The sequence below is a fragment of the Pararhizobium antarcticum genome, from assembly GCF_001885585.1.
Classification (GTDB): Bacteria; Pseudomonadota; Alphaproteobacteria; order Rhizobiales; family Rhizobiaceae; genus Pararhizobium; species Pararhizobium antarcticum.
Window position 1 is genome coordinate 51,266 of sequence record NZ_LSRP01000072.1, and the last position, 18,994, is coordinate 70,259.

An 18,994-nucleotide genomic window follows, 5' to 3' on the forward strand; every position below is an offset into this window, starting at 1 on the left:
GGAGTTGCCATGACCGAAGAAAACGACGTCAACCGCGACCTGATGAGGGGCGACGAAGACATAGCGCCGGGGGAATTCTCCGCCGACGAGGCCGCCGAACGGGATTTCGGCAACTGGCCTGAAATCATCGGGGTCATCGCAACGACCCTGCTGATCTGGTTCACCTTCACATTCACGGGATAACGCCATGAAGCCCCGCAAGACCTACGAAGAATTGCGTTCCGCACGCTGGATGGTTCCCGACGATCAGCGATCGTTCGGGCACCGCTCACGCACCATGCAGATGGGATATGACCCCGCCGACTGGGAAGGCCGGCCGATCATCGCGATCATCAACACCTGGTCCGATGCCCAGCCCTGCCACATGCATTTCAAAGACCGCGTCGAGTGGGTGAAACGCGGTGTGCTGCAAGCTGGTGGTTTTCCGATGGAACTTCCGGCACTGTCACTATCGGAAAACTTCGTCAAGCCGACGACCATGCTCTACCGCAACATGCTTGCGATGGAGACGGAGGAACTCTTGCGCTCGCACCCCGTTGACGGCGCAGTGCTGATGGGAGGCTGTGACAAGACCACCCCCGGTCTTGTCATGGGCGCAGTCAGCATGGGCATTCCGTTCGTCTTCCTGCCAGCCGGTCCAATGCTGCGCGGAAACTATGCCGGCAAATATCTGGGTTCCGGCACCGATGGCTTCAAATACTGGGATGAACGTCGCGCCGGGACGATCTCGAAAGAAGAATGGCAAGGCATCGAGGGCGGCATCGCCCGCTCCTATGGCCATTGCATGACCATGGGCACGGCATCCACCATGACGGCGATCGCGGAGGCCATGGGTTTGACGCTGCCGGGCGCTTCGTCCATTCCGGCGGCCGACGCCAATCACCAACGTATGTCGACCCAGTGTGGCCGCCGCATCGTCGATATGGTCTGGGAAGACCTGACACCGGACCAGATCCTGACACCCGCCGCGATCGAAAATGCCGTGACGGTCGCCATGGCCACGGGCTGTTCGACCAATGCCATCATCCACCTGATCGCCATGGCGCGGCGAGCCGGCGTGCCGCTCGAACTCGATGACCTGGATCGCATCGGCCGCACCACACCCGTCATTGCCAACATCCGTCCGTCCGGCTCTTCATACCTGATGGAGGACTTCTACTACGCCGGCGGACTCCGAGCGCTGATGAAGCAGCTTGGCGACAAACTGGACGCTTCCGCCATCACCGTCGACGGCAAGCCGCTGACTGATGGACTGCAGGACGTGAAAATCTGGAACGAGGATGTTATCAGGCCGCTTTCCAATCCCGTCTATCATGAAGGGTCACTCGCGGTGCTCAAGGGCAATCTCTGCCCTGATGGAGCCGTGATCAAGCCTGCAGCTTGCGATCCGAAGTTTCACCACCATGTCGGACCGGCATTGGTCGCAGACAGCTACGCGCAACTCAAGACGATCATCGACGATCCTGATTATCCGCTGACGCCGGACACCGTTCTGGTCTTGCGCAATGCCGGCCCGCAGGGTGGTCCCGGAATGCCGGAATGGGGCATGATCCCCATGCCAAAGGCGCTGCTTAAACTGGGTCTGCGGGACATGGTGCGGATCTCAGATGCGCGCATGTCGGGCACGTCGTTCGGCGCCTGCGTGTTGCATGTCGCGCCAGAAGCCTATGTTGGAGGTCCGCTGGCAATGCTGAAGACCGGCGACATGGTCGAGCTCGACATCCCGAACCGCAAGCTCGACATGCTGGTCGAGAAGACGGAACTTGCCGCCCGAAGGGCCGACTGGACACCGCCTGAGCCTCGTTATGGCCGCGGCTACGGAGTGATGTTCACCAAACACATCGAGCAGGCCGATAAGGGCTGTGACTTCGACTTCCTCAAGACCGATTTTGGCCGTCCGGTGGACGAGCCGGCTATCAATTGAACACCTGAAGAACCGAGGCAAACCATGACAGATTACGTTCTTTCCGCAGAGACCCGTGCCAAGCTGATGAAGGTCTCTACCGCCTCCGTGGCAACGGCGCTCTACAAGCGTGGCTTGCGCAACCAGTTCATCCAGAATGTTCGGCCCGTCGCCTGGAAGGGAACCAACATGGTCGGCCAGGCCTTCACTCTGCGCTATATTCCTGCCCGCGAGGACCGCAATCCGATAACGGTCTTCCGCAATGCCGACCATCCGCAGCGCGTCGCCATCGAGACCTGCCCTGAAGGACAGGTGCTCGTCATGGACAGCCGCAAGGATGCACGCGCGGCATCGGCAGGTTCCATCCTCGTTACCCGGCTTGCGGTCCGGGGAGGCGCCGGCATTGTGTCGGACGGTGGCTTCCGGGACTGCGAAGGTATCGGCAAGCTCGACATGCCGGCCTATTGCCAGAACCCGTCCGCGCCGACCAACCTGACGCTGCACGAGGCGCTCGACATCAACGTGCCGATCGCCTGCGGCGATGTCGCCGTGTTCCCGGGCGACGTGATGCTGGGAGATGCAGATGGCGTCATGGTAATACCCGCGCATCTCGCAGACGAAATCGCAGACGAATGCAAGGGTATGGAGAGTTTTGAGGAGTTTGTGCTTGACCAGGTTCTGGGTGGCGCAGCTGTCATTGGGCTTTATCCCCCCACTACCGACAAGGCTCAGGCCGACTATGCAGCGTGGTGTGAGAGAGCAGCGAAACGTTGATGTACGGCTGTTATCTCGCTTGATCATCTGTGATGCTGAAATGAGCGGCTGCGTGAGCCGCACTGATCCACTTGAACCATCAGACGGTGGGAGATGGCTATAATGCAAGAGAAAACAAGGTGAAAACGATACGGTCACAGAGCTTTTGCGTCCGCCACCGCTGTCGCTCCTCGCCTTGATGGGAAACAATCCCACCCCCCCCAAAAAACTCATAGCGCGCGCGCTCACGCCAACGTGTAGGCAGTCTTCACGGAAGGTACCGGTACAGCGTAAAAAATGCCATGCCTGACAATCGTCGATGCGACGCGGATGCTCGGCCGCATCGACGGGATATACTGTGCTGTACAAGGCCTATGTCGAAAGAGAGGGTTTCCGGATTTCACGCCTGCCAAGGTTGGCGATAAGGTCGCCGAAGCGGTCGCCTTGAACCGCAACATGGCCACGCAACAGCGCGCGGGCGGCGTCCGCATCCCCCGAAACGATGGCTGCAACGATATCTCCGTGCTCCCGCAGGGAGACCTTCATCCGATTGCGAACACGCAATTGAAGACGCCGATACGGGCGGAGACGCTTGTGCAACACCATGCACTGTTCTTCCAGGAACGTGCTATGGCTCGCCGCATAGATCGCGCTGTGGAACAGTTCGTTGTCGTAGTAGTAGCGGTCCGTGTCCTCGCTTGCCTCCGCTGCCTCGCACTTCTCGTGGGCAGACAGGAGTGCAAGACGGTCTTCTTCCGTATGCCGCCGTGCGGCTAGCGCGCCTGCCATTCCCTCCAATTCAGCCATGACTTCGAACATTTCATAGATCCGGTCCGGCGCCGGATCGACAACGACGGCTCCACGGCGCGGGCGGGTTTCAATGAGGCCGATTGCGCTCAACTGCATCAGTGCTTCCCGGATCGGGGTCCGCGACACGCCGAAACGGGTCGCCAGTTGCAACTCGTCCAGCCGCTCCCCCGGTGCGAACTCACCCGTGACGATGCCGTTTTCGATCTCGTCGCGTAGTTTGTGAAAGGTATTCGCGCTCATTCCAACCCCATTTCGCCACTGATTATGCAATCAAGACATTCTTGTATACATAATAGTTGACTTAGTGCGCAACATTGCTGCATCTTTATACCAAGCCGACGGGAGGGTCGGAATACCAAGGAGGAAAAAATGATACGTTTCGCACACATGGTTAAGCTGGCTGCCTTTGCAGCCTTGGGCGGACTCATTGCCTCGACGGCAGGCGCCCAGACGGTGTTGAAGGCTTCGCACCAGTTCCCCGGCGGCAAGGGCGACATTCGCGACGAGATGGTCCAGATGATTGCCCGCGATGTCGCGGCCGCCAATGTCGACCTGGAAATCCAGGTTTTCCCAGGCTCATCACTCTACAAGCCGAACGACCAGTGGAACGCGGTGACGCGTGGTCTTCTCGACATGACATCCTTTCCGCTCGATTATGCGTCCGGCCGCCACCCGATTTTCTCGGCGACGTTGATGCCGGGTCTGGTCGGCAGTTTCGACCGCGCCACGCGCCTCAACGACTCCGAATTCATGATGGAGATCAAGAAGGTGATCGACGATGCCGGGGCAATCGTGATCTCAGACGCTTGGCTTTCGGGCGCATTTGCGTCGAAAAAAAGCTGCATCACATCTCCGGATACGATCAAGGGGCAGGTCATCCGCGCAGCCGGTCCGGCCTTCGAGGAAATGCTGGTCGCGGCCGGTGCCTCGATCTCCTCAATGCCATCGTCGGAAATCTACACCGGCATGCAGACAGGCGTCCTCGACGCAGCCAATACGTCTTCGGCAAGCTTTGTCTCCTACCGTCTGTTCGAGCATGCCAAATGCCTGACGGCTCCGGGAGAAAACGCACTCTGGTTCATGTATGAGCCGGTTCTTTTTTCCAAGAAAGTTTTCGATGGCCTGACGCCAGAACAGCAGAAAGCGATCATGGCGGCTGGCGAAAAGGCCGAAGCCTATTTCAACGAGGAGGTCCGCAAGGGCGACCAGTTGATGGTCGATGCCTACAAAAAGGCGGGTGTCGAGGTGGTGGAGATGTCAAAGGCGGATTATGATGCCTGGCTCGCAGTGGCCAAGGACTCGTCCTACAAGAACTTCGCCGCGAATGTGCCCGACGGCGACAAATTGATCGAGAAAGCCCTGGCCGTGGAATAGGCTTGAAGTGACGACAGCGCACCTTTGTGCGCCGTTCACTTCTTCTCTCCCAACCAAGGATGTCCGAAATGGTCCAGGCCTATATTCGGGTTGTCGGCAACCTCTCTCGCGCACTCGCGGTTCTGTCGACAACCATGACTATCGCGGCGATGCTCGTCGTTTGCCAGATGATCCTGATGCGCTACGTCTTCCGCCTGCCAACAATCTGGCAGACTGACTTTGTCGTTTTTTCAGCAACGGCCGCCATGTTTTTGGGCGCGCCCTATGTGCTGCTCAAGGGCGGACATGTTGGCGTCGATGTTATCGAACTGCTGCTTGCAGACCGGGCCCGCGCCCGCCTGCGCTTGCTTGGCAGCTTTCTCGGACTTGTGTTCTGCGCGCTTATGTTTGTCGCGACATGGATTCAGTTCCATGAAGCCTGGCTCGGTAACTGGAAACATTCGAGCGTCTGGGCGCCGCCGCTTTGGATCCCGCTGCTGAGCCTGCCGCTCGGCTTCGGCGTGCTCTGCCTCCAATATGTGGCGCAGATTCTTCTCCTGCTGTCCGGCCCACAGTTGGAAACCGGAAGCCATGCCCCTTCGACGCCGGAGCTTCCCACCGGACTTCTCAAGGACGACAACCGTATGATGAAGGGATCGACCCGATGAGCCCGACTGTCTCCGGCCTCTTGATCATCGCGGCCCTGTTCATATTGCTTGGCACGGGCATGCCGATTGCCTTCGCGCTCGGCCTCGCCGCTTTTGCCGCTTTGTACCTGCAGAGCGGCGTGGATATTTTCTACATCCTCGGCGATACTATGTTTTCAGGCATTGCCAACCTCGCCTATGTCTCCATTCCTATGTTCGTGCTGATGGGCTCGGCAGTCGCCTCGTCCCCGGCCGGCGCAGACCTCTACACCTCGCTCGACCGGTGGCTGAACCGCGTGCCCGGCGGCCTCGTCCTCTCGAATATCGGGGCATGCGCCATCTTTTCGGGCATGACCGGCTCGTCGCCTGCGACCTGCGCGGCGATCGGCAAGATGGGCATTCCGGAAATGTTGCGGCGGGGCTATCCGACGTCCGTCGCCACGGGCTCGATCGCGGCCGGAGGAACGCTTGGCATCTTGATCCCGCCGTCGGTGACACTCATCGTGTACGGCATTGCGACCGAGACCTCGATCGGCCGGCTGTTCATGGCGGGCGTCATACCTGGCCTCATGCTGACAGTCATGTTCATGACCTGGGCGATTATCGACTGCAAGCGCAAGGGCTACGAATTCGCCGCCCGTTCGGTTCGTTACACCTTGAAGGAGCGTCTTGCCGGACTGCCGCGCATCCTGCCCTTCCTTGTCATCATCGCCGGTACGCTCTACGTTCTCTATGGCGGCGTCGCGACGCCATCGGAGGCTGCGGGCGCGGGCGCACTCCTGACGCTGCTCGTCGTTATCATCGCCTACCGCCTGTTCAAGTTCCGGCCAGTGGCGAACATCTTCGGCTCGGCAATGCGCGAGAGCGTGATGATCATGATGATCATGGCCGCAGCCGAACTTTTTGCCTTTGCCCTGTCGTCGCTCTTCATCACCCAGACCGTCGCCGCCGTGATCGCGGATATGGATGTCAACCGATGGGTGCTGATGGCAATCATCAATGTCTTCCTGCTCGTCTGCGGCATGTTCCTGCCACCTGTTGCTGTCATCGTTATGACCGCGCCGATGCTTTTTCCCATCGTCACGCAGGCTGGCTTCGACCCCTATTGGTTTGCGATCGTGCTGACGATCAACATGGAAGTCGGCCTGATCACACCGCCAATCGGCCTCAACCTCTTCGTCATCAATGCCATCGCGCCAACGGTTAAGACAAAGGACATCCTTTGGGGTGCCCTTCCCTATGTGCTCGTGATGTTTCTCGCGATTTTCATTCTCTGCCTGTTTCCGGACATCGCGACATGGCTTCCCAACCAGATGCTGGGGGTAATCGAATGAACACGACGTCATTCTTCGGCGAAATGCTTCAAACCATAACCGAGCGCGGCCGCCGGTTTCTTTCTCTCGGCCCGCGTGAGGAAGGCGCAGATCCGCTTGGCCACATGGAAGGGCTCTGCGAAACCTTGCTTTCCAGCCGTGGCGAGGCCTCCGGCATGGCCCTGGCAAAAGACATTCTCGATCGGTGGCAGCGCCTCGACGCCGATGGGCAACATGACTTCATGCGGCTGCTGTTGTCGAGCTTCGGCCCGAAGACGCAACGGCTGGATAAGGCAATCGACGCGTACCGGGCAGACCAGAGCCCCAAGGCACTATTGGAGCTGCACATTTCAACGGAACCGCGCAGGCAAGAACTCATCCGCCGGCTTAATCTGGCGCCCAATGGCATCGCCACGCTGGTGCGCATGCGTGAAATCCTGTTGGAGCTCAAGGTCGAGGACCCGGACCTCGAAGCGGTGGATGCGGACTTTGCGCACCTGTTCGGCTCCTGGTTCAATCGCGGGTTTCTCGTGCTCCGGCCAATAAGCTGGTCAACGCCCGCCGACATCCTGGAAAAAATCATCCGCTACGAGGCCGTGCACCACATTGGAGGATGGAACGAATTGCGGCTGCGGCTCGCCCCCGAGGATCGGAGATGCTTTGCCTTTTTCCATCCGCAACTCATCGATGATCCGCTGATCTTCGTGGAGGTCGCTCTGACACGGGACGTACCGTCTAACATCGGCGACCTTCTGAAAGAAGATCGCCCGACGATCGCCGCTGCCGACGCGACTACGGCTGTGTTCTATTCGATCTCCAACTGCCAGGAAGGCCTGCGCGGTATTTCCTTCGGCAATTTCCTGATCAAGCAAGTGGTGGAAGATCTCCGACGCGAGCTTCCCAAGCTCGAGACCTTCGTCACGCTGTCGCCAGTTCCGGGCTTTGCCGAATGGCTGTCGCGTGAACGGCGCGCAGAAGCATCGGACGTCTTGTCGGCCACCGACCGAACACGGCTTGCAGGCTTGGATACTCCCGGCTGGGCGGATCGTCCCGAGATCGTCGCAGAGATCCAGCCGGCAATGTCGGCGGCGGCGGCCTGGTATTTCCTCAAGTCCCGCAATCGCAACGGCAAAGTCCTGGACCCCGTCGCAAGGTTCCATCTCGGCAATGGCGCGCGGCTTGAGCGCATTAATTTTCTGGGAGACCGCTCTGACAGGGCGATGCGGCAGGCGCATGGACTGATGGTCAACTATCTCTACAAACTCGATGACATTGAAATCAATCACGAGGCCTTTGCAGGACGGGGCGAAGTCGTGACGACGCAGCCGGTGCGTCGCTTGGTGCCGGTCCGCCGGGCATCACGCAGCCTCGTGCCTGTCGAGGGAACGCCATTGCAATCCCTGCCGAGAGACAAGGCGACGATCAACCGAGGCAAGGAGTTCTCCGCATGAGCAATCATCTCTTTGACGCGATCCGCGCTGCGGCCAACCTGGACGACCTGTTCATCGAAACGCCGGACGGGCGGACATGGACCTATGGCGACATGTTTTCCCAGTGCGCCCGCCTTGCTGCAGCCCTCGACAGTCTCGGCGTCCGCCCCGACGATCGGGTCGCGGTTCAGGTGGAAAAGAGCCCCGAGGCGCTGATGCTTTATCTCGCCTGCATAATGTGCGGTGCCATATATCTGCCTCTCAATACCGCCTACACTCTGGTCGAGCTCGATTATTTCATCAGTGATGCTGAGCCGCGTCTGGTCGTATGCGCTCCCGGATCGCTTGAAGGCATTGTCCCCCTCGCTGCAAGATACGGTGCGCATGTCGAGACGCTAGATGATGCAGGCGGCGGATCTCTTCTGGACCTAGCCAAGGACGAGGACAGTGATTTCGTCACTGCGCAGCGCGGCCCCGATGACATGGCCGCAATCCTTTATACCTCCGGAACCACCGGGCGCTCCAAGGGGGCAATGCTGACACATGGAAACCTTTTGTCGAACGCCGCAACGCTGCGCGATTGCTGGCGATTCACCAGCAAAGACAGATTGATCCACGCGTTACCAATCTTCCACACGCACGGGCTGTTTGTCGCGTCCAACGTTACCTTGCTGTCCGGCGCCTCCATGTTCTTCCTGGCAAAATTCGATGCTGACGAAGTCCTGAAGCTGATGCGAACGGCAACGGTCCTGATGGGCGTTCCGACCTTCTACGTGCGCCTCGCTCAGCATCACGGCCTCACACAGGAGGCGGCTGCGAAAATGCGGCTCTTTGTGTCAGGTTCCGCGCCGCTTCTGGCCGAAACACACCGGGCATTCGCGCAGATGACCGGTCAGGCCATTCTTGAGCGCTACGGCATGACCGAGACGAATATGAACACTTCCAATCCCTATGACGGGGACCGTATTGCCGGGACGGTCGGCTTCCCGCTCCCGGGTGTTTCGCTCAGGGTCACCGAGCCAGAGAGCGGACGACCTGTGCCGGACGGCGAGACCGGCATGATCGAGGTCAAGGGTCCGAATGTCTTCAAGGGATACTGGCGAATGCCGGAGAAGACGCAGGCCGAGTTTCGTGCCGACGGCTTCTTCATTACCGGTGACCTTGGCCGGATCGACGATCGTGGCTATGTGCACATCGTCGGGCGTGGCAAGGACCTCGTGATTTCGGGCGGCTACAACATTTACCCGAAGGAGGTGGAGAGCGAAATTGACCAGATCGCAGGTGTTGTTGAAAGTGCCGTCATAGGGGTGCCGCATCCCGATTTCGGTGAAGGTGTCACCGCAGTTGTGGTCAAAACCGCGAACTCCTTGCTGGATGAGCAGAGCGTGCTCAATGGACTAAAGGACCGACTGGCGCGCTACAAGCAGCCGAAACGGGTCATCTTTGTTGACGATTTGCCCCGAAACACCATGGGTAAGGTGCAGAAAAACGTGCTCCGTGATCTCTGCGCGGAGCTCTATTCGTCCTCGTGAAGGTTCGCGCGGAAACCGCTGGATTTTTTGCTGACCGCCAAGCGCAGTCTGGGTGGTGGCGTCGCCTTAACCTGACGTAGGACACAATCATTTCTTTGTCTTGAATTTCAGGCTTGGATCGGCAACGCGATCTCACGCCAGGTGGCGCTGGCGAGGGCGCGGAGTTGGCGATGATCAGCGGCGTTCAGGTGTTTTCGATGAAGTTGGAAAAGATTGGCAATTTGGCCGTGGGTTGAGACGAAACGTTGGCAATGACGTGCCGACTTGAACCGCATCATGCGTCGCTCTCGTCGTCGAACGGTAAGGTGAGAATTCTCTGCGCGGTTGTTGAGCCCTTTGTGCGAACGGTGCTCGATCCCCGGCATGATCTCTCGCTTTGCGGCGGAATAAGAACGCAGCTTGTCGGTCACCATCACGCGTGGCGCAACACCTTGGCTCTTCAACAACTTGCGCATCAGCCGAAGAGCGGCTCCCTTGTTTCTGCAGCTTTGCAGCAGAGCATCGAGAACGTCGACGTTGGCATCGACGGCGCGCCACAGCCAGTATTTCTTGCCCTTGATCGATACGACCATCTCATCGAGATGCCATTTGTCTGCGAAGTTGCCGATCGACCGCCGCTTGAGTTGGTGGGCGAATTTCAGGCCAAACTTAGTCGCCCATTCTGCGACGGTCTGAAACGAGACGCCAATGCCGCGCTCGGCAAGCAGGTCTTCGATATCGCGCAGGCTCAGCGGGAACACGTAATAGAGCCATACCGCATGCGCGATGATCTCGGCTGGAAAGCGGTGGCGTTTGTATCGGGCAGACGCATCTTCATTCATGCCGATAGACTATTGCCTCGATCCGCACCAGCCGGTTAAGGCGACGCCTCCGGTTGTTCACTTCGAGGCTTGGCAACGAACGGATTGCGGGCGTCCGCAGGCGAGCATTCGGTTCAAAATGGTGACGCCGTTCGCAGCCTCTGTCTGCTGCGCATGGAATGACCGAGCGCGCAAACACGACCCAATGACGCCTTTGTATCGACCCATCGCGGTTTCAACCACAGCCCGTTTGCCATAACCGGTACCGTCCTGCCATTTCAACCGGCCATCGATCTGGATGGATACAATGTGACAGTCTCTCTGGCAGGACGCCTGGGCGTTGGCTCGTTCCGCTGCATTGGAGCGCGGCGGAATAACGACCCTCGCGCCTGCGCTATGACGCAGAACTGCGTCATAGCTTGGCTCGCCATCATAGGCGCCATCGGCAGTGAACTGGTCGATCTCATCGTCGATCTGATCCAGCAATAGGTCCAGTTGCGAGGCATCGCCGGTTTCCTGATCTGTCAGACTATGGGCAATGATCTCGCCACTGTCGGCGTCAACCGCCAAGCGCAGTTTTCTCCAGCCACGCCGGGACTTCGCTCCATGCTTTTCTTCCAGCCATTGGCCGGCGCCATAGGTCTTGAGCCCGGTACTGTCGACCAGGACGTGAATGGATCCGTTCGCCACAGGCTGCCGGTCGTTGCTTCTGGCTGATGGCTTCCAGGTTCTGGCCCGTCGGCTCAGCGTGGTGTGATCGGGCACCGCCAGATCCAATGTTGTCATATCAAGCACCGAACTCAAAAGGCCCTTCGTTCTGGCGCAAACGCAGCCCAAAGACCATGCCCAGCATCAGCGTAGTTTCGATCGCCAGATCCGAATAGAGAGGCTGGCCACCACGCGTCTTGCGAGGTGGAGCCGCCCAGCCCGCCAGCGCGTCCGCCGTTATCCAAAGGGTTAAACTGCCACGGCGGCGAAGGCCCGCCTCATACTCCGCCCAGTTCGTCACTTTGAACTTCATTTTACCGATGTGGTGGCGACGGGCGGCGTTGCGCTTATGCGGCATGCGGGATCAATCAACCTATTTTCGATCCCGGCCGCATAGATGCAAAATGTTGAAATTTGATCCCGGCACCAAAGCTTCGAACAGCCAGAAATCGTTGAATTCCCATTCATGCACCAAAGCAGATGGGAACCCCTGCCCGTCTGCCGGAACTTTCCGAACGACGGAGCACAACATCGGCGTCGAATCCTACCGTATCGGAATCGACCTCGCGAACCTGCTATGCGACGTCCTCTACTGGGTTGAGAATGACACGTTTCCGAAGGATGAGATCGCGGTCAGGTTCCACCACCGCCTGGTCGCGATCCACCCGCTTCCAACCGGAAATGGCCGTCACGCTCGCTTGGCAGCAGATATTCTGATTGAACGACTTGGCGGCCAGCGTTTCAGCTGGGGCGGTGGAACGCTCGCCGATGTCGGCGAACTGCGCGCTCGATACGTCGCGGCCCTTCGCGCAGCAGACAACCATGACATCGCGCCGTTGCGAGATTTCGCGCGCACCTGAGAGGCCGTGCTGTTGATTATCGGCTGAGATTGATCCAGTTTTTCATTTCACCGTGAACCGGATCAACTCGAGAAATTCATTTAAATGCAACCGGTCACGTCGATTCAGGTGGGGCGGCACAAAGTGGAAAAATGGGGCAAATCCTGCTGAAACTGAACAGGAAGGGGGTCAAACCCATCTGAACGGGGCGCCTTGAACACTCTCGATCGTGCGGGCGAAGAAGGCGTTGGCCGCAGCCTCATCCCGGCGCTCAGACAGCATGAAATCAAGGGTCTTGCCGAATTTGTCGACGGCGCGATCGAAATAGGTCCACTTGCCTTTGACCTGGATATGAGTCTCGTCCATTCGCCAGGTTGCGGATTTCCGGCGGTGAGCCCGGCATGCAATAAGCAGCGAATATTTCACAACCCAACTGTTCAGTGTCGCATGGTCAACGGGGACGCCGCACTCGGCCATAATTTCTTCCCGATGGCGATAGGAGACTGCATATCTGTCGTAGAAAAAACACCGCGTATAAAATCACGTCTTTCGGGTAGTGATTGCCGTTGAAATCGACCATGATCCGGAAATCCAACCTGCGTACGCATCTTCAACATGGGGCTATAGCTGGACCATGCAGGTTGCAAATCCGGTGGAAAGCTTGCGACAAAGTCCACCGACGCTATCTGATTCCAGCAAGCAACTCGGCTGCGGCGGAAATTGCCTCCTGCTGCCACGGACGCAACTCCTGACCATGATAGTTTTGAAAGATCGGCAAAAAGGGATCGTCGATTTGGCTCTTGATGCCCGACATTTGCTCCATCACGGCAAGTCCACAATAGGGAACATAAGCAGCCGAATATCCACCCTCATGCGACATCACCAGACGTCCGCCGCATAATTCTTCTGCCGCATCCATCAGCATGCGCGTCATCGCCCGGTAGGTCTCGCTGTGAAGCATCATCCGTCCGAGCGGATCGGCACCGGATCCGTCGAAGCCGGATGGCACGACGATCAGATCCGGCTTATAGGCTGCAAGGGCGGGCAAAACCACTTGTTCGAAGGCGGCGATATAGGCGCCGTGACCGCTTCCCGCCGGCAGCGGAATATTCAGGTTATAGCCGAAACCGGCCCCCTCGCCGCGTTCCTCGCGGTCGCCGCTGTCATGCGGATAAAGCCGTTCCTGATGCAAGGAAATGGTGAAGACCCCCGGGTCGCTCCAGAAGGCAGCCTGTGTTCCGTTGCCGTGATGGACGTCCCAGTCCACCGTCGCGACGCGGTCGAACCGATGCTTTTTGCGGTTCTTCAGAATGGCGACGGGAATATTGCCGAACAGGCAAAACCCCATGCCCTTGTCGCTTTCGGCATGATGGCCCGGCGGGCGTACCAGCGCATAGCCATTGTCGATGTCGCCGGATAATACCTTGTCCATCAGTGCAAATGTTCCGCCCGCGGCAAGGCAGGCTATGTCGTAGCTCCCGCGCCCGAAGGGCGTCAGATAGCTGGCATCGCCACCGCGGTCGTCGCTTTGCGCCTTGATGCGGCGGATGTAGTCGCGCGTATGGAACAGCGCCAGATCGTCCTCGTCGACGGGAATGGAATTGACCTTCACCAGCTGATCGGTGAGACCGGAGACTTCCATGAGATTGCGAAACCGGCGCTTTGTCGCGGCATTTTCCGCATGTTCGCCGGGCTCGATGGTCAGACCGGCGGGGAAGAACTGGGCTGCGTTGCCCGTGTCGTGCCAGAGATAAAGCTCGTGGAAATTCCAGCCTGTTTTCACCGTCAATGCTCCTTGCCGATTTCTCAGTTGCCGATCGTCGCCCAAACGCTTTTTGTCTGGGTGTAGGAAACGAGGGCATCCATGCATTTGTCACGGCCGTTGCCGCTTTCCTTCCAGCCGCCGAACGGAAACTGCATGTCGCCGTTCATGTAGCTGTTGATGTAGACCATGCCCGCCTCGACATCGCGGGCGAAGCGATGCGCCGTGCCCAGATTGCTGGTCCAGATACCGGCCGCCAGCCCAAAATTGCTGTCATTGGCGATACTCACCGCGTCCTCGTAGCTGTCGAACGGGATGATGCTCGCGACAGGCCCGAAAATTTCCTCGCGGGCGATGGTCATCGAATTGCTCACCCCCGTGAAGATCGTCGGCGAGACATAGGCGCCCGCCTCCAGCCCCTCCGGCACGCCGCCGCCCAGAATGCAATCCGCGCCGCCCTGTTTTCCGATGCCGATATAGTTGAGGACCCGCTGCTGCTGCTCGACGGTCACCATCGGACCGACCGTGGTCGTCGTTTCCAGCGGATCGCCCGGGATGTAGTCCTTCTTTGCGACAGCCGAAAACGCATCGAGGAAGTCCGGCAGAATCGATGTCTGCACCAGAATGCGCGATCCGGCGCAGCAGACCTCGCCCTGATTGCCGAAAATCCCCATCGCCGCCCACCAGGCCGCCGTTTCCAGATTGTCGGCGTCGGCCATGATGACATGCGGCGACTTGCCGCCGCATTCTGTCGAGACCTTCTTGAGATTGGACTGGCCGGAATAGACCATCATCAGCTTGCCGATCTCGACGGAGCCGGTAAAGGCGATCTTCTCGACATCACGATGCAGGGCAAGCGCCCTGCCCGCCTCCGCGCCAAAACCGTTGACGACGTTCAGCACGCCCGCCGGTGCTCCAGCCTGCATGAACAGACTTGCCAGCAGAAGCGCAGACAACCGCGACTGTTCGGCCGGTTTCAGCACCACGCAGTTTCCGGCGGCAAGGGCCGGCGCGATCTTCCATGCCGTCATCAGCAACGGATAGTTCCACGGTACAATGCAGCCGACGACGCCAAGCGGCTGGCGCAGCACATAGGACAGCACATCAGGACTGGTCGCACCGACCGTGCCCTGCATCTTGTCGATGCATTCGGCGGTAAAGCGGAAGCAGTTGACGGCTAGCGGTACATCGACCGTCAGCATTTCGGTGATCGGCTTGCCCATGTCGAGCGTATCGATCAGCGCAAAATCGCTCGCATGCTGTTCGATGAGGTCGGCAAAGCGCAGCATGATCGCCATGCGTGCCCGCGGCGCCAGCCGCGACCATGCGCCGGACTTGAAGGTTTTCAGCGAAGAGGCGACTGCACGGTCGATGTCGGCCGCGTCGCCGCGAGAGACCTCGGCCAGCACCGAACCATTTGCCGGATTGATGCTCTCGAACATCTTGCCGGATGCCGCGGCACGAAAATCGCCATCAATGAAAAGGCGTCCTTCGAACGAGAGCTTGGCGGCCTGATCATGCCACGAACCTGCGGATCGGGTGATTGTCATATCTGCTTTCCTTAACCTGCGAGGATCATCTGTGCAGCGCGCTCGGCGACCATGATCGTCGGCGCATTGAGGTTTCCGGATACCATCTTCGGGATCGCCGAGGCGTCGGCAATGCGAAGCCCCTCGATACCATGTACCTTCATGCTGGCGGGATCGGTGACGGCCATCGCATCGACGCCCATGCGGCAGGTGCTCGACGGATGGTAGAGTGTTGTCATGTGGCCGCGTACATAGTTGCCGATCTCCTCATCGGTGCTGCACTCGGCACTGGGACTGAGTTCGTAGGCGATCAAGTCCTTCATCGGCGACTGCGCCATGATCTCGCGGTTGATGCGAACACCGGCGATCATCGTCGAAAGGTCGTTGCCATCGGGATCGCTGATAAAATATTTCGGATCAATGACCGGATATTCGACAGGATTTGCCGAGCGCAGCCTGATCTCGCCGCGGCTGTTCGGCCGCTGCAACGTGCTATGGCCGGTAACGCCCGCCTGCCCGCCGAGGAAGCGGGCGTAATCGCGATGCGGGCTGATCGCGCCGTAAAGCTGGAGATCGGGTTCGATGCCGGGGCGCGAGCAGACATGACCGCCGGAGGCGACCCACGGCGATGTGCGGATACCGGTGCGCTTGTCGCGCCATTCCGCAAAACTGTCGGATATGATCTCATCCGTCCAGGCGCCAATGCCGATCGGCTCCTTGGTATAGAAGGAGATCGGAATGTTGAGATGGTCCTGCAGATCCTTGCCGACGCCCGGCAGATCGTGCACGGGCTTGACGCCAATAGCGGAAAGTTCGTCCGCCGGACCGATACCGGAGAGAAGCAACGTCTGGCATGTGCCGACCGCACCGGCCGCCATCACCACTTCACTATCGGCATAGGCGATCTCCGGCACACCATCGACGAGGAACTTCACGCCCTTAACGCGACCGTTCTCGATGACCAGCCCGGTGACGAGCACACCCGATTTCAGCGTTAGGTTCGGCCGCTCCAGCGCAGGCCGCAGATAGGCCTTGGAGGTGCCCCAGCGCTCGCCATCCTTGATGGTGAACTGGAAGAGGCCGACACCTTCCTGGCTCTCACCGTTGTAATCCGGATTGAAGGTGTGTCCGGCCGCCTGCGCGGCTTCGAGCCAGAGCGTCTCGTACTTGTCCACGTAAGGGACGTTGCCGATATGCAGCAATCCGTCATTGCCATGATAGGGACTGCCCTTGATATCGGCATTGGCCTCGGAAAAGAGGAAGGTCGGAAATACATCCTTCCAGCCCCAGCCCGCGCAGCCCATCGCCTCCCAGGCATCGTAGTCCGACGGCAAGCCACGAATATAGATCATGGCATTGAGCGCGCCGGAACCGCCGATCATTTTGCCCCGCGGCCAGAAGATACGTCGCCCGCGGCACCCAGCCTGCGGCTCCGTGTAATAGCTCCAGTCCGAACCGGTGTTGAACATCGTGACCCAGTCCGACGGAATATCGGAGGCTATGGGGGCGGCGCGCCCGGCCTCCAGCACGAGAACTTTCCTGTCGCGATCGGCGCTCAGCCGGTTGGCGAGGACGCAGCCGGCAGACCCGGCGCCAATGATGATCGTATCGTACATAGGACCCCTCTCATTCACCGGCCGGGGCCGGGCTTTCTGCTAACTTTCCACCGACAGGAGCAGCGTGGCGGCGGCGAAGCCAGCCCGCCAGATCTCCCAATCGACCGACAAGGCCCTTCGGCATGAGCACGATGGACACGGCGATGATGATGCCGAGACCGAGCGTGCGGAATTCTCCTGCCTCGCGCATCACCTCGTCGGCTGCGACCAGCACGATCGTGCCGACCAACGGTCCCCAGAAGGTGCCGACCCCGCCGACGACGGTGATCGCGATGATGAACATCAACTGCGACATCGACAGGATTCCGGGGCCGATCGCCTGGAAATGCGCGGCATAGACACCACCGGCGAGACTGGTGAAGAATGCAGAGATGCCGAAGACCAGAAGCTGCGCCTGGAAGCGGTTGACACCCCGCGCCACCGCATAGCCGGGATTATCCTTGAGCGCCCGGAAGGCGAGACCCATCGGACTTTTGACGATGGCATAGGTGAACGCCATCGTGATCGCGAACAGGGCGGCGACGATGGCATAGTTGCCGACCAGCCATTGCGCCTTGAACAGGGCGCGGGTTCCGAAATCGCCGAAGCGGGCAAAGCCGACCGCGCCACCGGTAAACTGCCGGCAGGTCGAGCCGACCATGACGAAACATTCGGTATCGGTGACGATCAGCAGATACATCGTCTGCGCGATGGCAAGCGTCAGCAGTGCGACGTAGACGCCGGTCAAGCGCAGGCAGGCGAGGCCGACGATCAGAGAGAAAGCGACAGAGCCGAGGGCTGCCGGGACAAGCGCGCCCCAGACATTCCATCCGAAGTAGAAGCAGATCATCGCCGTCGCGTATCCACCGAAGGCGAAGATCGCCATCTGCGCCAGCGAGAACACACCTGCAAAACCGAACAGCAGGTTCCATTGCGATGCGATGGTCGCGTAGAACAGCGCCAGCACGATCTGCCCAAGCACATACCGGCTATCGACGAAGAACGGCAGCGCTATCGCCGCCGCAATCAGCAGCAGGGTGATGGCGATATCCAGCTTGTTCAAGCTGGCCAGACCCTTGGCAGAGGCCTTACCCTTGGGAAAGGAGTGTGTGTTCATGATCGGCTCCTCACATGCGGTGGATCTGGGTCCGGCCGAAAAGACCGGAGGGGCGCCAGATCAGCACGGCGATGACCACGAACAGAAGCGACGGGAAACCCCAGCGCGCGCCCGCTGCGTATTGAATGAAGGCTTCGAGCAATGCGAGGCCGAAGGCAGCAGCGACCGCGCCCGGCAAATTTCCGAGACCGGCCACTACGCACATGATGAAGGCCTTAAGCATCGGATCGTTACCGAGCGGCGGCGACAATTGCGTCATGGAACTCACCATCACTCCGCAAATGCCCGCAACTGCTCCTGACAGCACCAGCACCTGGAAATAGACCCGGTTGACGGGAACACCCATCAATTGCGCCGCGTCGCGGTTCTGCGCTGTGGCACGGATCGCCCGGCCCATTCGGGTCTTGCCGAGCAGCAGCGCGATCACCGCCATCATCACTACGACGACGAGAATGATGACGATGTTCTGGTAGGGCAGATTGAGCGGCCCGAGCTTCAGAACACCATCGACCGACAGGGGCTGCTTCAGCGGCTGGCCGCCATAGGTCAGGAGAATGGTGTTTTCGAGCGCGATGCCGATGCCGACGGTGGCGATCATCACGTTGGATTCGAACGTTGCTTTGTCATTCTTCAGCAGATTGCGCACGATGAGGACATACAGCAGCCCTCCGGCCATCGCACCAAACAGGATGGCGGCGGCAAAGCCGGCGAAAGCCGGCAGGCCGAGCGTTGTGGTGGCTGTGAAGGCTGCATAGCCGCCCAGCGTCAGCATCGCCGCATGGGCCATGTTGAGCATGCCCATCGAGCCCCAGACAAGGGACAGGCCGACGGTCGCCAGCGCATAGAGGGCACCCGTGGTCAGGCCGGCGACAAGAACGGACATCAGGATATCGAGCATGCCGG

The 18,994-nt window shown here is 59.5% G+C and carries 15 protein-coding genes and 3 pseudogenes; 9 read left to right on the forward strand and 9 right to left on the reverse strand.

Translation table 11 applies throughout. From position 1 onward, the window contains the following. Window positions 1-9: 9 nt before the first annotated feature. From AX760_RS27090 to AX760_RS06770, 3 genes are read left to right on the forward strand one after another with little or no spacing between them, the layout of a single operon-like run. Window positions 10-183, forward strand: a complete 174-nt coding sequence (locus tag AX760_RS27090) for a hypothetical protein (protein WP_175552027.1) — start codon at window positions 10-12, stop codon at window positions 181-183. Window positions 184-187: 4 nt separating this feature from the next. After that, window positions 188-1,924: an L-arabinonate dehydratase gene (gene araD, locus AX760_RS06765; RefSeq protein WP_071832230.1), complete on the forward strand. Its 1,737-nt coding sequence runs from the start codon at window positions 188-190 to the stop codon at window positions 1,922-1,924. 24 nt (window positions 1,925-1,948) lie between these two features. Beyond that, window positions 1,949-2,677, forward strand: a complete 729-nt coding sequence (locus tag AX760_RS06770) for a ribonuclease activity regulator RraA (protein ID WP_071832231.1) — start codon at window positions 1,949-1,951, stop codon at window positions 2,675-2,677. A 351-nt stretch (window positions 2,678-3,028) separates the two neighbouring features. Here AX760_RS06770 and AX760_RS06775 read toward each other — a convergent pair whose 3' ends face one another. Next, on the reverse strand, window positions 3,029-3,706 hold the full coding sequence (locus AX760_RS06775) for a GntR family transcriptional regulator (protein ID WP_071832232.1): 678 nt from the start codon (window positions 3,704-3,706) through the stop codon (window positions 3,029-3,031). A 129-nt stretch (window positions 3,707-3,835) separates the two neighbouring features. On the opposite strand from AX760_RS06775, the gene AX760_RS06780 reads away from it, so the two are divergent. From AX760_RS06780 to AX760_RS06800, 5 genes are all read left to right on the forward strand, one after another. After that, complete coding sequence (locus AX760_RS06780; protein ID WP_071832233.1) at window positions 3,836-4,840, forward strand: TRAP transporter substrate-binding protein; 1,005 nt, start codon at window positions 3,836-3,838, stop codon at window positions 4,838-4,840. A gap of 68 nt (window positions 4,841-4,908) precedes the next feature. Continuing rightward, window positions 4,909-5,487 carry a TRAP transporter small permease subunit gene (locus AX760_RS06785; RefSeq protein WP_083531100.1) on the forward strand — a complete coding sequence of 193 codons (579 nt, stop codon included), beginning with the start codon at window positions 4,909-4,911 and terminating at the stop codon, window positions 5,485-5,487. After that, entirely contained in the window at window positions 5,484-6,800 is a 1,317-nt protein-coding gene (locus AX760_RS06790) for a TRAP transporter large permease (protein WP_071832234.1), read from the forward strand. Before AX760_RS06785 ends, AX760_RS06790 begins: the two co-directional genes overlap by 4 nt. After that, window positions 6,797-8,230, forward strand: a complete 1,434-nt coding sequence (locus tag AX760_RS06795) for a malonyl-CoA decarboxylase (RefSeq protein ID WP_071832235.1) — start codon at window positions 6,797-6,799, stop codon at window positions 8,228-8,230. Before AX760_RS06790 ends, AX760_RS06795 begins: the two co-directional genes overlap by 4 nt. Continuing rightward, complete coding sequence (locus AX760_RS06800) at window positions 8,227-9,741, forward strand: malonate--CoA ligase (RefSeq protein WP_071832236.1); 1,515 nt, start codon at window positions 8,227-8,229, stop codon at window positions 9,739-9,741. Before AX760_RS06795 ends, AX760_RS06800 begins: the two co-directional genes overlap by 4 nt. A gap of 107 nt (window positions 9,742-9,848) precedes the next feature. Here AX760_RS06800 and AX760_RS06805 read toward each other — a convergent pair whose 3' ends face one another. Continuing rightward, window positions 9,849-10,562, reverse strand: coding sequence for an IS6 family transposase (locus AX760_RS06805; RefSeq protein ID WP_071832237.1), 714 nt, complete (start codon window positions 10,560-10,562; stop codon window positions 9,849-9,851). Between the two features lie 57 nt (window positions 10,563-10,619). Then, window positions 10,620-11,607: pseudogene (locus tag AX760_RS06810) on the reverse strand (IS5 family transposase). A 142-nt stretch (window positions 11,608-11,749) separates the two neighbouring features. On the opposite strand from AX760_RS06810, the pseudogene AX760_RS06815 reads away from it, so the two are divergent. Continuing rightward, window positions 11,750-12,109, forward strand: a pseudogene (locus AX760_RS06815) (mobile mystery protein B); the annotation flags it as partial. A 183-nt stretch (window positions 12,110-12,292) separates the two neighbouring features. On the opposite strand, the pseudogene AX760_RS06820 reads toward AX760_RS06815, so the two are convergent. From AX760_RS06820 to AX760_RS06845, 6 genes and pseudogenes are all read right to left on the reverse strand, one after another. Then, window positions 12,293-12,668 (reverse strand): annotated as a pseudogene (locus AX760_RS06820) (IS6 family transposase); the annotation flags it as partial. 102 nt (window positions 12,669-12,770) lie between these two features. Beyond that, window positions 12,771-13,871 (reverse strand): class II histone deacetylase, encoded by a 1,101-nt coding sequence (locus AX760_RS06825; protein ID WP_071832271.1) that lies wholly within the window; start codon window positions 13,869-13,871, stop codon window positions 12,771-12,773. Between the two features lie 23 nt (window positions 13,872-13,894). Next, entirely contained in the window at window positions 13,895-15,400 is a 1,506-nt protein-coding gene (locus AX760_RS06830) for an aldehyde dehydrogenase family protein (protein ID WP_071832239.1), read from the reverse strand. Between the two features lie 11 nt (window positions 15,401-15,411). Continuing rightward, entirely contained in the window at window positions 15,412-16,995 is a 1,584-nt protein-coding gene (locus AX760_RS06835; RefSeq protein WP_071832240.1) for a GMC family oxidoreductase, read from the reverse strand. Between the two features lie 10 nt (window positions 16,996-17,005). Then, on the reverse strand, window positions 17,006-18,091 hold the full coding sequence (locus AX760_RS06840) for a branched-chain amino acid ABC transporter permease (protein WP_071832241.1): 1,086 nt from the start codon (window positions 18,089-18,091) through the stop codon (window positions 17,006-17,008). 10 nt (window positions 18,092-18,101) lie between these two features. Beyond that, entirely contained in the window at window positions 18,102-18,989 is an 888-nt protein-coding gene (locus tag AX760_RS06845; RefSeq protein WP_071832242.1) for a branched-chain amino acid ABC transporter permease, read from the reverse strand. Window positions 18,990-18,994 lie beyond the last annotated feature (5 nt).